Source organism: Enterobacter sp. 186315 (assembly GCF_053290175.1).
Genome location: NZ_JBPTTK010000004.1, coordinates 224,927 through 238,215, shown reverse-complemented (window position 1 = coordinate 238,215; position 13,289 = coordinate 224,927). Strand labels below are relative to the sequence as shown.

At 56.8% G+C, this 13,289-nt stretch carries 15 protein-coding genes; 13 read left to right on the top strand and 2 right to left on the bottom strand.

What is annotated here, in order from left to right; genetic code table 11:
* Positions 1–247: 247 nt before the first annotated feature.
* The 6 genes from folD (at position 248) to ACSVHP_RS06980 (ending at position 5,500) form a co-directional block, all read left to right on the top strand.
* Positions 248–1,114: a bifunctional methylenetetrahydrofolate dehydrogenase/methenyltetrahydrofolate cyclohydrolase FolD gene (folD, locus tag ACSVHP_RS07005; RefSeq protein WP_447551396.1), complete on the top strand. Its 867-nt coding sequence runs from the start codon at positions 248–250 to the stop codon at positions 1,112–1,114.
* 1 nt (position 1,115) lies between these two features.
* Complete coding sequence (ybcJ, locus tag ACSVHP_RS07000) at positions 1,116–1,328, top strand: ribosome-associated protein YbcJ (protein WP_010428256.1); 213 nt, start codon at positions 1,116–1,118, stop codon at positions 1,326–1,328.
* Positions 1,329–1,561: 233 nt separating this feature from the next.
* The gene (locus ACSVHP_RS06995) at positions 1,562–3,061 is read left to right on the top strand and encodes a PTS transporter subunit EIIC (RefSeq protein ID WP_447551394.1); all 1,500 of its coding nucleotides are present in this window, start codon (positions 1,562–1,564) and stop codon (positions 3,059–3,061) included.
* An 83-nt stretch (positions 3,062–3,144) separates the two neighbouring features.
* Positions 3,145–4,161 carry a Mal regulon transcriptional regulator MalI gene (gene malI, locus ACSVHP_RS06990; protein ID WP_447551393.1) on the top strand — a complete coding sequence of 339 codons (1,017 nt, stop codon included), beginning with the start codon at positions 3,145–3,147 and terminating at the stop codon, positions 4,159–4,161.
* Between the two features lie 83 nt (positions 4,162–4,244).
* Positions 4,245–4,682 carry an STM0539 family protein gene (locus tag ACSVHP_RS06985; RefSeq protein ID WP_447551392.1) on the top strand — a complete coding sequence of 146 codons (438 nt, stop codon included), beginning with the start codon at positions 4,245–4,247 and terminating at the stop codon, positions 4,680–4,682.
* A complete protein-coding gene (locus ACSVHP_RS06980; RefSeq protein WP_447551390.1) occupies positions 4,679–5,500 on the top strand; it encodes a DUF2145 domain-containing protein in 822 nt (273 codons plus the stop codon). The genes ACSVHP_RS06985 and ACSVHP_RS06980 overlap by 4 nt, the downstream gene beginning before the upstream one ends.
* A gap of 100 nt (positions 5,501–5,600) precedes the next feature.
* Here the strand turns inward: ACSVHP_RS06980 and cysS are convergent, their stop codons facing one another.
* On the bottom strand, positions 5,601–6,986 hold the full coding sequence (cysS, locus tag ACSVHP_RS06975; protein WP_234674917.1) for a cysteine--tRNA ligase: 1,386 nt from the start codon (positions 6,984–6,986) through the stop codon (positions 5,601–5,603).
* Positions 6,987–7,160: 174 nt separating this feature from the next.
* Here cysS and ppiB point away from each other — a divergent pair, with 174 nt between their 5' ends.
* The 7 genes from ppiB to mnmH all read left to right on the top strand — a co-directional run bounded on the left by ppiB (position 7,161) and on the right by mnmH (position 11,879).
* Positions 7,161–7,655 carry a peptidylprolyl isomerase B gene (gene ppiB, locus ACSVHP_RS06970; protein WP_010428247.1) on the top strand — a complete coding sequence of 165 codons (495 nt, stop codon included), beginning with the start codon at positions 7,161–7,163 and terminating at the stop codon, positions 7,653–7,655.
* Positions 7,656–7,658: 3 nt separating this feature from the next.
* Positions 7,659–8,381 (top strand): UDP-2,3-diacylglucosamine diphosphatase, encoded by a 723-nt coding sequence (gene lpxH, locus ACSVHP_RS06965; RefSeq protein ID WP_447551389.1) that lies wholly within the window; start codon positions 7,659–7,661, stop codon positions 8,379–8,381.
* 141 nt (positions 8,382–8,522) lie between these two features.
* Positions 8,523–8,732 carry a YdgH/BhsA/McbA-like domain containing protein gene (locus ACSVHP_RS06960; RefSeq protein WP_234674915.1) on the top strand — a complete coding sequence of 70 codons (210 nt, stop codon included), beginning with the start codon at positions 8,523–8,525 and terminating at the stop codon, positions 8,730–8,732.
* Between the two features lie 69 nt (positions 8,733–8,801).
* Positions 8,802–8,987 (top strand): hypothetical protein, encoded by a 186-nt coding sequence (locus tag ACSVHP_RS06955; protein ID WP_234674914.1) that lies wholly within the window; start codon positions 8,802–8,804, stop codon positions 8,985–8,987.
* 163 nt (positions 8,988–9,150) lie between these two features.
* Positions 9,151–9,660 (top strand): 5-(carboxyamino)imidazole ribonucleotide mutase, encoded by a 510-nt coding sequence (gene purE / locus ACSVHP_RS06950; RefSeq protein WP_234674913.1) that lies wholly within the window; start codon positions 9,151–9,153, stop codon positions 9,658–9,660.
* Positions 9,657–10,724: a 5-(carboxyamino)imidazole ribonucleotide synthase gene (gene purK, locus ACSVHP_RS06945; protein WP_447551388.1), complete on the top strand. Its 1,068-nt coding sequence runs from the start codon at positions 9,657–9,659 to the stop codon at positions 10,722–10,724. The genes purE and purK overlap by 4 nt, the downstream gene beginning before the upstream one ends.
* An 84-nt stretch (positions 10,725–10,808) precedes the next feature.
* Positions 10,809–11,879, top strand: coding sequence for a tRNA 2-selenouridine(34) synthase MnmH (mnmH, locus tag ACSVHP_RS06940; RefSeq protein WP_447551387.1), 1,071 nt, complete (start codon positions 10,809–10,811; stop codon positions 11,877–11,879).
* Positions 11,880–12,002: 123 nt separating this feature from the next.
* Here mnmH and ACSVHP_RS06935 read toward each other — a convergent pair whose 3' ends face one another.
* Complete coding sequence (locus ACSVHP_RS06935; RefSeq protein ID WP_234674910.1) at positions 12,003–13,148, bottom strand: porin; 1,146 nt, start codon at positions 13,146–13,148, stop codon at positions 12,003–12,005.
* Between the last annotated feature and the right edge of the window lie 141 nt (positions 13,149–13,289).

Here is a 13,289-nt window from a genome sequence, read left to right as displayed (position 1 = left end):
ATGAGAGTTATTTCCTGAGTAATAAAGTAGCCTGCTACGCCATGTTTAAATATGTCAAAAGACTGTGGGTTATCCTGGCAACGTCCTATTTCCGGTTAGGAAATTACCCTGATAAGCACGGGGACTTTGCGTGCGGACGGGAAAGAGAAAATCGAAATCTCGCAATGGGTGACTGACAGCGGCGCTCGCTTCTGACAAAATATAGGCAATCCCCCCTTCTAACGTTACAGACGGAATCTTCTCTCTGATGGCAGCAAAGATTATTGACGGTAAAACGATTGCGCAGCAGGTGCGCTCTGAGGTTGCGGAAAAAGTGAAGGCGCGCAGAGCGGCCGGAAAACGCGCTCCAGGGTTGGCTGTTGTGCTGGTTGGCAGCAACCCGGCCTCGCAGATTTATGTCGGCAGCAAACGCAAAGCGTGTGAGGAGGTGGGCTTTCTTTCCCGCTCTTACGATCTGCCGGAAACCACCAGCGAAGCCGAACTGCTGGAACTTATTGACACCCTGAACGCTGACCGCGAGATCGACGGCATTCTGGTTCAGCTGCCGCTGCCTGCGGGCATCGACAACGTGAAGGTGCTGGAGCGTATCGCGCCGGACAAAGACGTTGACGGCTTCCACCCGTATAACGTCGGTCGCCTGTGCCAGCGCGCACCGCGCCTGCGTCCGTGTACCCCGCGCGGCATCGTCACCCTGCTGGAGCGTTACAATATCGATACTTACGGCCTGAACGCCGTGGTGATTGGCGCATCCAATATCGTCGGGCGTCCGATGAGCATGGAGCTGCTGCTGGCGGGCTGCACCACCACCGTGACCCACCGCTTCACCAAAAACCTGCGCCACCACGTTGAAAACGCCGACCTGCTGGTCGTGGCAGTTGGTAAGCCGGGCTTTATTCCCGGCGAGTGGATCAAAGAGAGTGCGATTGTGGTGGACGTCGGCATTAACCGACTGGAGAGCGGCAAAGTGGTGGGCGATGTCGTCTTCGAAGACGCCGCGGCGCGCGCATCATACATTACCCCGGTCCCGGGCGGCGTAGGCCCGATGACCGTTGCAACTTTGATTCAGAATACCTTGCAGGCATGCGAGGAGTATCACGACGTAGAGGACGCGTAACATGGCAACTTTTTCATTAGGTAAACACCCGCACGTTGAGCTGTGCGATCTGCTGAAGCTGGAAGGCTGGAGCGAAAGCGGCGCGCAGGCGAAAATCGTTATCGCCGACGGGCGCGTGAAAGTCGACGGCGCGGTAGAAACCCGCAAGCGCTGCAAGATTGTCGCGGGCCAGACCGTGAGCTTTGAAGGCCAGAGCGTGACCGTTACTGCCTGAGCCGTCTGATGCCCTCACCCTAACCCTCTCCCACCGGGAGAGGGGATAAAAATCCCCCCATACCCATCACGGTTAATTATCGATCCACTTCAAATAATCACTATTTCGTTTGTTGAAATGTGAAAATTAAGTTGCACGTTTTTCACGCTTTCCCCACGATAAGTAGAACGTTCTACTAAAACGTTCTACTTACAATAACAGCGCTAAAAAAGCGCTTCTCGGGGGAAGTCAGCATGAGTCTGATATCAGGGTTTGTTAAATCGTTGTCTAAGTTATCGATGATTGGCCGCGCCTTAATGCTGCCAATCTCACTGCTTCCCGCCGCCGGTCTGCTTTTGGCCTTCGGCGATAAATTCCACCTGCCGCTGATGATGAACGCGGGCGGGGTGATCTTTGATAACCTGCCAATGCTGTTCGCCATTGGCTCCGCCGTGGGTCTGGCGTCGGAGTCCGGCATTGCCGCGCTGTCGGCGGCGGTCTCGGTGTTCGTCACCAACATTACCATCAGCACGGTGCTGAGCATCACGCCGGAGATGGCGTCCCAGGGCGGGAAATACGCGATGGTGGTCGGCATCCCGACCTTGCAGATGGGCGTCTTCGGCGGCCTGATCTGCGGCATCCTCGCCGCCTGGTGCTACAACCGCTTCCACACCATGCAGCTGCCGGAATTCCTCGGCTTCTTCTCCGGTAAGCGCTTTGTCGCCATCGCCACCGCGTTTCTGTCGTTCGTGCTCGGCCTGCTGCTGCCCTACGTCTGGCAGCATATTCAGTCCGGCATCGACGCGCTGTCCGTGGTGGTCAACGGCGATAACCAGGCGGCATCGACCTTTATCTTTGGTCTTGTTGAACGCGCGCTGATCCCGCTCGGCCTGCACCATATCTGGTATCCCTCTTTCTGGTATTCATTCGGGGATTACACCACCCAGGCGGGCCAGGTGATCCACGGCGACCAGACCATCTGGTTCAAGATGCTGGAAGAAGGGGTGAAATCCTTCAGCAGCGATACCTACCAGAATGCCGGTAAGTTCATGCAGGGTGAGTTCCCGCTGATGCTGTTCGCGCTGCCTGCGGCCTGCCTCGCGATGTACCACGAGGCGCACACCAGGAACAAAAAAATCGCGGCCGGTATTCTGTTCTCTGCGGCGCTGACCTGCTTCCTGACCGGGATCACCGAGCCGGTGGAGTTCACCTTTATCTTCGTCGCCCCAATTCTTTATATCTTTAACGCCATCATGGCGGGCCTGGCGTACATGACCATGTACCTGCTCCATGCGCATATCGCCAAATCCTTCTCGGCGGGCTTTATCGACTACCTGTCATTCGGCATCCTGCCGTCGTTTAACGGCTATCAGACCAACTTCCTGAGCGCCATTATCATCGGTATTCCGATGGCGTTGATTTACTACTTCACCTTCCGCTTAGTGATCCGCCGCTTCGACGTGAAAACGCCGGGCCGCACCGAAGTGACCGCCAACGCCAACGATAAGACCGACACTGAGCTTGCGACGGAAATCATCGGCCTGCTGGGCGGCGCGCAGAATATCGACTCCGTGGGCTCCTGCATCACCCGTCTGCGTCTTGAAGTAGCGAAAAGCGACGAGGTGGATAAAGACGGCCTTAACGGACTCGGCGCGCGCGGCGTGGTCTTCGTCGGTGACAAGGGGATTCAGGTGATTTTCGGTGCCAGAGCACAGTTTATCGCCCAGACCATGTCCACCATGATCGGCAAATAATAAGATGCCTGAAAGACACGTCTTCTGTACTCTGGAGGACGTGTTTTATCTGGCTGATAATCAGCACATTACAGGGAGCGGTTTTGAAGAAAGTCAGCATTATTGATGTCGCAAAGCAGGCGGGCGTGTCGGTCTCCACCGTGTCGCTGGTCCTGCGCCAGAAAGGGAAAATCTCAGAGGCGACGATTGAGAAAGTTCATGCTGCCATCAATGCGCTTGGCTATGTCCACAATACCGCTGCCGCCAATCTTCGCGCCAACACCTCCAACCTTATCGGCCTGATCCTGCGTGATTTCAGCGACAGCTTCTCCATCAAAGTGATGGCGAGCATCGTTCAGGAGCTGGAAAAACAGGGATTTATGGTTTTTCTCGGCCAGCCGCTAAACGACCATGAACATCTTGAGCGCACCCTGCTGTCGTTTAAACAGCAGGGCGTCGCCGGGGTGGTTTATCTGGCCTCGGACACCCGCACCTCTACCCTGCCCGCGCAAATCCGCGACTGCCCGCTGCCGCTGGTGGTGGTCTCCCAGTCGCTGCTCAATGAGCCGTGCAATCTGGTGATGCGGGATAACCGCCAGGCGGCGAGTCTCGCCACCCGCTATCTGATTGAGCGAGGCCACCGCAACATCGCCTACATTGGCGGACGGGAAGGCTGTCTTATCCGCGAACAGCGCCTGCTCGGCTTTCGCAGCGCGATGGCGCAGTACGGGCTGGTGAATCGGGAAGAGTCCGCCCCGGCCTGTAGCGACGATACCCAGGCGGCAGGGGCTATCACGCGCCAGCTGCTGGACAAAAACAACACCATTACCGCCCTGCTCTGCCACTCCCCCGATGCAATGATCGGCTCAATCTCCGGCATTCATCAGGTGGGGCGCACCGTCGGCAAAGATGTATTTTTAACCCAGCAGGTCGCGCTGGTCGGCTTTGAAGATATGCTGCACGTCAACCTCACCTCCCCCTCGTTCACCTACGTTTCATCCGCCAGTGAAGAAACCGGGCGTCAGGCCGCCGGGCTGATTATCCGCAAGCTGAAAGAGCCGGGGCTGGAAACCCAGCGCATTACGCTGTCAGGGCAGCTGATTGCGCGGGAGTCGGCGTAAATCGGAATTACGCCCGGTCCTGAATTCTGCGGCGCTCTGCTATATTTCCGTGCTTCGAGACCAAAACAATAAAGGGAATTATTATGCGTAAATCGGTATTTGCCGCCATGCTGGCGTTGCTGACGTTTTCCAGCGCGAGTCATAGCCGGGATGCCTCGTCTGCTTCGATCTATGCCCTCTCCTCTGGCATTGCCAGCATTGGCGCTTCGGCTTTAGTCAGCGGTATTATCCTGTCCCCTGTCGTTTTGCCCATCACGCTTGTTATGAAATCCGTCGAAAAAAACCAAACGCAGAAAACAGCGGTACTCACCGCCGTCACCCCCGATCGGAAGGAGATTAAATTGGCAGTGCCACTGACCGTCGCTGAAGAGGGCAAGCTCAAGAAAGGTGACACCCTGATGCTTGAGAAGACCCCAGATGGCACAGGTGCATATCTGAAAAAAGACGGAAAAGTGCTGAGCCATATGGTTAATCAGGAAGATTCATCGCTCTCTGATAACCAACCCCTACCTGCAAAATGAAGCGGCTTTTACTGGCCGCCTGGCTGAGTAGCGCTTCGCTCAACGCGTATGCTTATAGCGCGGATTGTCATCCTACAGACAACGCCCCTGAGGTGGTAGCAACCGTAATGCATCAGGCTCAACAGCTAAAAGAGGCATTAAATAGCCAACCTGAGCCAGTCGCGATCCTGGTTCGCCAGGGGCAGGATATGTCCAGCCGCAATTTAACCTGGTCACATGCAGGTTATGCCCTGAAGCAGGCAAATAATAGCTGGCGGGTTTATCACAGCCTGAATCTCTGCGGCACCGCAGATTCTTCGCTCTTCGTGCAAGGATTGTATGAGTTTTTGGCAGACGATCTGGTGAACCCACAGATTGCGATATTGCGGCCCCATCCCGCACTCGGCGCGGCATTACAGACGCTCATGAACAGCCCGATAAAGCTGAACCTCTTCCACAGCCGCCGTTACAATCTTGTCGCATGGCCTTTCTCCGGGGTGTACCAGAATTCGAACGGCTGGATGCTTGAGGTATTTGCTCGCGCAAATGATGGAAACCTCTGGTCGCGTAACGATGCTCGCCGCTGGCTATTGGATCAGGGCTACCAGCCCTCCATCGTCAGCGTCAGCACCGCTGAACGCTTAGGGGCCAGGCTTTTTACCCGCAATGTGTTTACTGACGATCAGCCAACAGAGCTGTTAAAAGAGGGGAAAGTGGGGTTAAACAGTGGCGATAGCCTCATTCATTTTATGGCCCGCTACAGCCGGGAAATACCTGAATGTGAGCATCGGAATCTGGGGGAGCGGGTCTGCGTCTGGCAGCCCGTAGAATCGTTGTAATTCTGCGCAGAAAAAAGCCGGGTGGCGGCTACGCCTTACCCGGCCTACGTTCGTGATGTTGTAGGCCCGGTAAGCGTAAGCGCCACCGGGCGGGACAATCTTACTTACGACGCCAGGTCGTGCCCTGCGGGCCATCTTCCAGAATAATGCCCATCTCGGTAAGACGGTTACGCGCCGCATCGGCCGCCGCCCAGTCTTTCGCCTGACGCGCTTCCAGACGCGCCTTAATCAACGCTTCAATCTCCGCCACTTCGCCGTCGTCCGCCTGCGCACCGCTTTGCAGGAACACGTCCGGCTCCTGCTCCAGCAGGCCGAGCACGGAAGAGAGTTTACGCAGATGCGACGCCAGCGCGTTGGCCGCCGCCATATCTTCTGACTTCAGGCGGTTCACTTCACGCGCCATGTCGAACAGTACGGAGTAGGCTTCCGGGGTGTTGAAATCGTCGTTCATCACCTCAACAAAGCGCGCTTCGAAGGCGTCGCCACCCGCCGCTGCCACGGACTTGTCGGTGCCGCGCAGCGCGGTGTACAGACGCTCCAGCGCAGAGCGCGCCTGCTTCAGGTTCTCTTCGCTGTAGTTCAGCTGGCTGCGATAGTGTCCGGACATCAGGAAGTAGCGCACGGTTTCCGCGTCGTAGTACTTCAGCACGTCGCGCACGGTAAAGAAGTTGCCCAGCGATTTAGACATCTTCTCGCGGTCAACCATCACCATGCCGGAGTGCATCCAGTAGTTAACGTACTCGCCGCCGTGGGCGCAGGTGGACTGGGCGATTTCGTTTTCGTGGTGCGGGAACATCAGATCTGAACCGCCGCCGTGAATATCGAAATGTTTACCCAGCTGTTTGCAGTTCATCGCCGAGCACTCAATGTGCCAGCCCGGACGCCCTTCGCCCCACGGGGATGGCCAGCTTGGCTCGCCCTCTTTCGACATCTTCCACAGCACGAAGTCCATCGGGTTACGCTTCACGTCAACCACGTCAACGCGCGCGCCGGCCTGGAGCTGGTCCAGATCCTGACGCGAGAGCTTGCCGTAGGCCGGATCGGTCGGCACGGAGAACATTACGTCGCCGTTGTCCGCCACGTAGGCGTGACCGCGTTCGATCAGCTTTTCGGTGATGTCGATAATTTCATGAATATGGTGGGTCGCGCGCGGCTCGCTATCCGGACGCAGAATGTTGAGGGCGTCAAAATCCTTGTGCATCTCAACGATCATACGGTCCACCAGCGCGACAAAGCTTTCGCCGTTTTCATTAGCGCGCTTGATAATTTTGTCGTCGATATCGGTGATGTTGCGCACGTACTTCAGGTTGTAGCCCAGAAAACGCAGGTAGCGGGACACCACGTCAAACGCCACAAAGGTACGGCCATGGCCGATATGACAGAGATCGTAAACCGTAATACCACACACGTACATGCCGACTTCCCCGGCATGGATAGGTTTAAATTCCTCTTTCTGGCGCGTCATTGTATTAAAGATTTTTAACATCGAAGATTCCATGTAAACACGTGTGTGGACGAAAACCGGGTATTCTACCCGTAATTCAAACCCGAAGCAGCACACAATGCAAGGTGATCGCATCCTGTGGTTATGCTATAACAAGCCCCTATATGTGACCCAAATGCGGGTCGACGCACCACAATAACGGAACAGGATGCAAAAATGGTTACTTTCCACACTAATCATGGCGATATCGTAATCAAGACCTTTGATGACAAAGCGCCTGAAACAGTTAAAAACTTCCTGGACTACTGCCGCGAAGGTTTCTACAACAACACCATCTTCCACCGTGTGATCAATGGCTTTATGATCCAGGGCGGCGGTTTCGAACCTGGCATGAACCAGAAAGAAACGAAAGAAGCGATCAAAAACGAAGCCAACAACGGTCTGAAAAACACCCGTGGTACGCTGGCAATGGCCCGTACTCAGGCGCCTCACTCTGCAACCGCGCAGTTCTTCATCAACGTGGCTGACAACGACTTCCTGAACTTCTCCGGCGAAAGCCTGCAAGGTTGGGGCTACTGCGTATTCGCAGAAGTGGTTGAAGGCATGGACGTGGTTGACAAGATCAAAGCCGTTTCTACCGGCCGCAGCGGTATGCACCAGGACGTTCCTAAAGAAGACGTTGTGATTACAAGCGTGACCGTCAGCGAGTAATTCGTGGCGACACTCTTTATTGCGGATCTGCATCTGCAAACAGAAGAACCGGCGATCACCGCCGGTTTTCTGCGTTTTTTACGCGGTGAAGCGAAAAGCGCCGACGCGCTCTACATTCTCGGCGACCTCTTTGAAGCCTGGATCGGCGATGACGATCCCATTCCGCTTCACCGTGACATCGCCGCCGCCCTGAAGGCGCTCACGGATTCCGGCGTCCCCTGCTACTTCATTCACGGCAACCGCGATTTCCTGCTCGGCAAGCGCTACGCTCGCGAAAGCGGCATGACGCTGCTGCCGGAAGAACAGGTGCTCGACCTCTATGGCCGCAAGGTGCTGATCATGCACGGCGACACGCTCTGCACCGACGATACCGGCTACCTGGCGTTTCGCGCCAAAGTCCACACGCCGTGGATCCAGACGCTGTTCCTGGCCCTGCCGCTGTTTATCCGCAATCGTATCGCCGCGAAGATGCGCGCGGGCAGCAAAGCCGCCAACAGCAGCAAATCGATGTCCATCATGGACGTTAACCCGCAGGCGGTGGTGAACGTCATGGAAAAGCACCGCGTCCAGTGGCTGCTCCACGGTCACACCCATCGACCCGACGTTCACAGCCTGACGGCCAACGGCGAGCCCGCGCATCGCGTGGTTCTGGGCGCGTGGCACAGCGAAGGATCGATGATCAAAATCACGCCTGAAAACGTCGAGCTCATCGCCTTTCCCTTCTGAATATCCCGCGCAATATTCATTCTAATTTTTTGAACGATATCGGCAAATTGTTTCGATTTTAATCAGTCCGTGGTGGGTCTATTATTTATCACATCAGGGCAACACGCCCTACCCAAGACAAACCACTTAAGGAATACGACCATGAAATCCATCAAAACTTTCGTTGCAGTTGCCGCTCTGTCTCTGATCTCTTTCGGTTCTTTCGCTCAAAGCGTGAGCGCAACAGCGTCCACCCTTGACCGCGCAGAAGCCAAAATCGCGGCCCAGGCAGCGCAGGAAGGTGCGTCTTATAAAATCACCAGCGCGCAGTTCAACAACCGCGTTCACATGACTGCCGAACTGACTAAATAATCCCCTGATTGCCGTGCCGCCAGGAAACAGACGCGCGACAGCGACAAGATGATGAAGAAGGAAAAGAGAATGAAAAATATCAGCATCGCGAGCGCCCTGCTTCTGACGGCTGTCCTGTCAACGGGCGCGATGGCGGCAGAGAAACACGTCGCCACCCCGGAAGCGGGTTCAAATCTCGACACCAGCATGGTGAACCATATTGACGTCGGACACGCCTTCGATAAAAAGAACCTGACCGCAGGTAATCTTCAGTAAAACCCCGCTAAACAGACCGCCCAAATGCGGTCTGTTTTGTTATGTAAGTTGGTCGCCAACGGCTTAAGTTTTAACCGCGCAACCGTTTTCCTTGCCGGTATTACATGCTATTCTCTGTGCCCTCGAAAGCAGTGTGTTTCGCACCACAGGAGTTTTAAGACGCATGTCTTCCCGCAATAATCCGGCGCGTGTCGCCATCGTGATGGGGTCCAAAAGCGACTGGGCTACCATGCAGTTCGCCGCCGAAATCTTCGAAATCCTGAATGTTCCGCACCACGTTGAAGTGGTTTCTGCACACCGCACTCCCGATAAGCTGTTCAGCTTCGCCGAAAGCGCCGAAGAGAACGGCTACGAGGTGATTATCGCGGGCGCGGGCGGCGCAGCACATCTGCCTGGCATGATTGCCGCCAAAACGCTGGTGCCGGTACTGGGCGTACCGGTACAGAGCGCCGCGCTGAGCGGTGTCGACAGCCTCTACTCTATTGTTCAGATGCCGCGCGGTATTCCCGTCGGTACGCTGGCGATCGGCAAAGCCGGTGCCGCCAACGCCGCGCTGCTCGCCGCGCAAATTCTGGCCACCCACGATAGCGAACTGCATCAGCGTCTGGCGGACTGGCGTAAAGCCCAGACCGACGAGGTGCTGGATAACCCGGATCCGCGAGGTGAGGCATGAAGCAGGTTTGCGTCCTCGGTAACGGTCAGTTAGGCCGGATGCTGCGCCAGGCCGGCGAGCCGCTGGGCATTGCCGTCTGGCCCGTCGGGCTGGACGCGGAGCCGGAAGCCGTGCCGTTTCACCAGAGCGTCATCACCGCCGAAATCGAACGCTGGCCGGAAACCGCGCTGACCCGCGAGCTGGCGCGTCATAACGCCTTTGTGAACCGCGACGTTTTCCCAATCATTGCCGACCGCCTGACGCAAAAGCAGCTGTTCGATAAGCTCGGTCTGCCGACCGCCCCGTGGCAGCTCCTGTCCGATAAAAGCGAGTGGAATGACGTCTTCGCCATGCTGGGCGAGCTGGCTATCGTCAAACGCCGCGTGGGCGGTTACGACGGTCGCGGCCAGTGGCGCCTGCGTGAGAACGAAATCGCAGAACTGCCGGACGACTGCTACGGCGAGTGCATCGTCGAGCAGGGCATTAACTTTAGCGGTGAAGTGTCGCTGGTGGGCGCATGCGCGCACGACGGCAGCACCGTGTTCTATCCGCTGACCCACAACCTGCATCAGGACGGCATTCTGCGCACCAGCGTCGCCTTCCCGCAGGCCAATGCCGGGCAGCAGGCGCAGGCGGAAGAGATGCTCTCTGCCATCATGCATGAACTCGGTTACGTAGGCGTGATGGCGATGGAGTGCTTTGTCACCCCTGCCGGGCTGCTGATCAACGAGCTGGCGCCGCGCGTACACAACAGCGGCCACTGGACCCAGAACGGCGCGTCCATTAGCCAGTTCGAGCTGCACCTGCGCGCCATTACCGACCTGCCGCTGCCGCAGCCGGTGGTGAACAGCCCGTCGGTGATGATCAACCTGATCGGCACCGATCTGAACTACGCCTGGCTGAAGCTGCCGCTGGTGCATCTGCACTGGTACGACAAAGAGGTGCGGCCGGGTCGTAAGGTGGGTCATCTCAACCTGAACGACACCGATACCGACCGCCTGAGCGCCACGCTGGAGGCCATCGTGCCGCTGCTGCCGCCAGAATACGCGAGCGGTATTGTCTGGGCGCAGTCAAAGCTTAAATAGCCCGCCTTCCGCCGGGGAGTTGACCTCCCCTTTCCCCGGCGTACAATCCCGCCCATTGCTGCTTAGTTTTCTTCTGGAATAACCATGAACGATGGAACGGACTATCGCGCGATCCTCGCGTCCGATACCCCTTTAATCGACGTTCGCGCGCCGATCGAATTTGCACAGGGCGCGATGCCCGCCGCCCTTAACCTGCCGCTGATGAACGACGACGAACGCGCCGCCGTGGGCACCTGCTATAAACGCCAGGGGCCAGAGGCCGCGCTGGCGCTCGGTCACAGCCTGGTGAACGGCCAGACCCGTGAGGATCGGATCGCTGCCTGGCGCGATGCGTGTCTGCAACATCCGGACGGCTATCTCTGCTGCGCCCGCGGCGGCCAGCGCTCGCACATCACCCAGGCCTGGCTGAAAGCGGCGGGCGTTGAATATCCGCTGGTTAAAGGCGGCTATAAGATGCTGCGCCAGGCGGCGATGCGCGCCACCGAGGAACAGGTGCAAAAGCCGATGGTGTTGATTGGCGGCTGCACGGGCAGCGGCAAGACGCTGCTGGTGAAACAGCACGCTCAGGGCGTGGATCTGGAAGGGCTGGCGCACCATCGCGGCTCGTCGTTTGGCCGCACGCTGACGCCGCAGCTTTCCCAGGCGAGCTTTGAAAACCACCTTGCCGTCGAGCTGTTGAAAAAAGACGCGGCGCGCTGGGTGCTGGAAGACGAAGGCCGGATGATCGGCTCCAACCACCTGCCGGAGTGCCTGCGCGACCGCATGGTTGAGGCCCCGATTGTGGTTGTCGAGGATCCGTTTGATATCCGCCTTGAACGCCTGCGCGAGGAGTATTTCGACCATATGTGGGCGGATTTTTCCGCCGCGTACGGCGAGGAAGCAGGCTGGAAAGAGTACAGCGAGTATCTGCACCACGGCCTGTACGCCATCCGCCGCCGTCTGGGGCTGCAACGGTATGCGGAGTTCACCGCGCTGTTAGATTCCTCGCTCGCAGATCAGCGGCGCACCGGCAGCACCGACGCGCACTTCAGCTGGCTTGCGCCGCTTCTGGAAGACTATTACGACCCGATGTACGGCTATCAGCTGGAGAAAAAGGCGGAGAAGATTGTGTATCGCGGGACGTACGGCGAGGTCGCCGACTGGCTTAATCGCTGAAAAAAAGCCGGGTGGTGAGGTAAAAGCAAAACGGCAACCCAGGTTGCCGTTTTTAATGTTTGTTCCCTCTCCCCGCGGGAGAGGGTCAGGGTGAGGGCATCAGACCGCACCCAACATAACGGCTTAGAAGTCGTAGCGCAGACGCACCAGGTTCATGTCGCCCAGGTTGTCGGTGCTTGACGTGAACACGTGCTCGTAATCCACACGGAAGCCGTAGTCCAGCTGGAAGCTGATACCCACGCCGTTGTCGATACGCTGGTAGTTACGACCGTTCACGTACTCGATGCGATCGCCCATGAAGTAAGGCTGGATGGATTTAACCGCATACTGGCCGATTGGGAATTTGTAGCCCGCGAAGTACTCAATACCCCATGCGTCACCGGCAAAGTAGTCGTTGGTGGACACTTTTTTGGTGGTCAGGAAGTTCTGATACCAGCCGCCGCCTGCGGAGAAGGTCCAGTTATCCGGCGTCCAGCTCAGCGCTGTACCGAGGATGTTCTGGTCATAAGCCTTGCTGTCGCCGTTGTCCGGGTTACGCATGTCCGCACGGGTATAGTTCCATGCTGCGCCCCAGGTCAGGTCGGTGGTCAGGTGATAATCCAGACCCAGTGAACCGCCGCCTTTACGCTTGTAGCGCAGGCCGTTGCCCGGCAGGTATTCGCTGTCTTCAAACAGGTAGGATGCATAAATGTCAGCATCGCCCACGGTTTTCTTATATTTCAGCATCTTGCGTGAACGATAAGAGCCGTCGTAGTCGCCGTTGATGCCGTTACCTGGAGCCTGACCAATCATGTCGTAGTCCCAGATATCGGTTTTCGCGCCAACCACATCATAGTAAACGCTGTTCTGTTGACCGAAGGTCAGCGTACCCCAGGTATCGCTCTTCAGACCGGTATAAAGCATACGACGAGAGGTGTCGTGTGCGCCTTCAGCGTAGTGGTGATCCCAGTTGAACTGCGCAGGAATGTTCACGCCCAGCTCGTAGTAGCTCACCCAGCTGATGTCATCAAACAGGTAATAATCAGCCGCGAAACGGAAACGGGTACCGCCGTCAAAGCCGTTGCGCTTGTAGCTGTTTTTACCGTCATCGCCGGTCATGTTCTGGAACTGTGGACGGATACTGCCGCCAACGGTGAAGTTTAAACGGCTCAGCGGATCGCCCGCCTGAGGATCTTGTTTAAGAACAGTGATTTCCGCTTGCGTTGCGAAAGACGTTAATGCCACTGCCGCGCCGATCGTTGCCGCCAGCGCTGTTTTTTTTATAGTCATTATTTTTCCTTGAGAAACACGCAGCTAAAAATTAGCGCGTAAATATTAACTGGAATTAACCAGTCTGTGTGGGCGGGTTTTTAATGATTTGTGCTACTAAAAGAGAGGGTATTATCGATTTGTGCTGTTAAGTGATTACGC

Excerpts from the sequence above, each read along its gene's own strand:
- folD (WP_447551396.1), top strand. The coding sequence starts at position 248 with ATGGCAGCAAAGATTATTGACGGTAAAACGATTGCGCAGCAGGTGCGC.
- ybcJ (WP_010428256.1), top strand. The coding sequence starts at position 1,116 with ATGGCAACTTTTTCATTAGGTAAACACCCGCACGTTGAGCTGTGCGAT.
- ACSVHP_RS06995 (WP_447551394.1), top strand. The coding sequence starts at position 1,562 with ATGAGTCTGATATCAGGGTTTGTTAAATCGTTGTCTAAGTTATCGATG.
- ACSVHP_RS06985 (WP_447551392.1), top strand. The coding sequence starts at position 4,245 with ATGCGTAAATCGGTATTTGCCGCCATGCTGGCGTTGCTGACGTTTTCC.
- ACSVHP_RS06980 (WP_447551390.1), top strand. The coding sequence starts at position 4,679 with ATGAAGCGGCTTTTACTGGCCGCCTGGCTGAGTAGCGCTTCGCTCAAC.
- cysS (WP_234674917.1), bottom strand. The coding sequence starts at position 6,986 with ATGTTAAAAATCTTTAATACAATGACGCGCCAGAAAGAGGAATTTAAA.
- ppiB (WP_010428247.1), top strand. The coding sequence starts at position 7,161 with ATGGTTACTTTCCACACTAATCATGGCGATATCGTAATCAAGACCTTT.
- ACSVHP_RS06960 (WP_234674915.1), top strand. The coding sequence starts at position 8,523 with ATGAAATCCATCAAAACTTTCGTTGCAGTTGCCGCTCTGTCTCTGATC.
- ACSVHP_RS06955 (WP_234674914.1), top strand. The coding sequence starts at position 8,802 with ATGAAAAATATCAGCATCGCGAGCGCCCTGCTTCTGACGGCTGTCCTG.
- purE (WP_234674913.1), top strand. The coding sequence starts at position 9,151 with ATGTCTTCCCGCAATAATCCGGCGCGTGTCGCCATCGTGATGGGGTCC.
- purK (WP_447551388.1), top strand. The coding sequence starts at position 9,657 with ATGAAGCAGGTTTGCGTCCTCGGTAACGGTCAGTTAGGCCGGATGCTG.
- mnmH (WP_447551387.1), top strand. The coding sequence starts at position 10,809 with ATGAACGATGGAACGGACTATCGCGCGATCCTCGCGTCCGATACCCCT.
- ACSVHP_RS06935 (WP_234674910.1), bottom strand. The coding sequence starts at position 13,148 with ATGACTATAAAAAAAACAGCGCTGGCGGCAACGATCGGCGCGGCAGTG.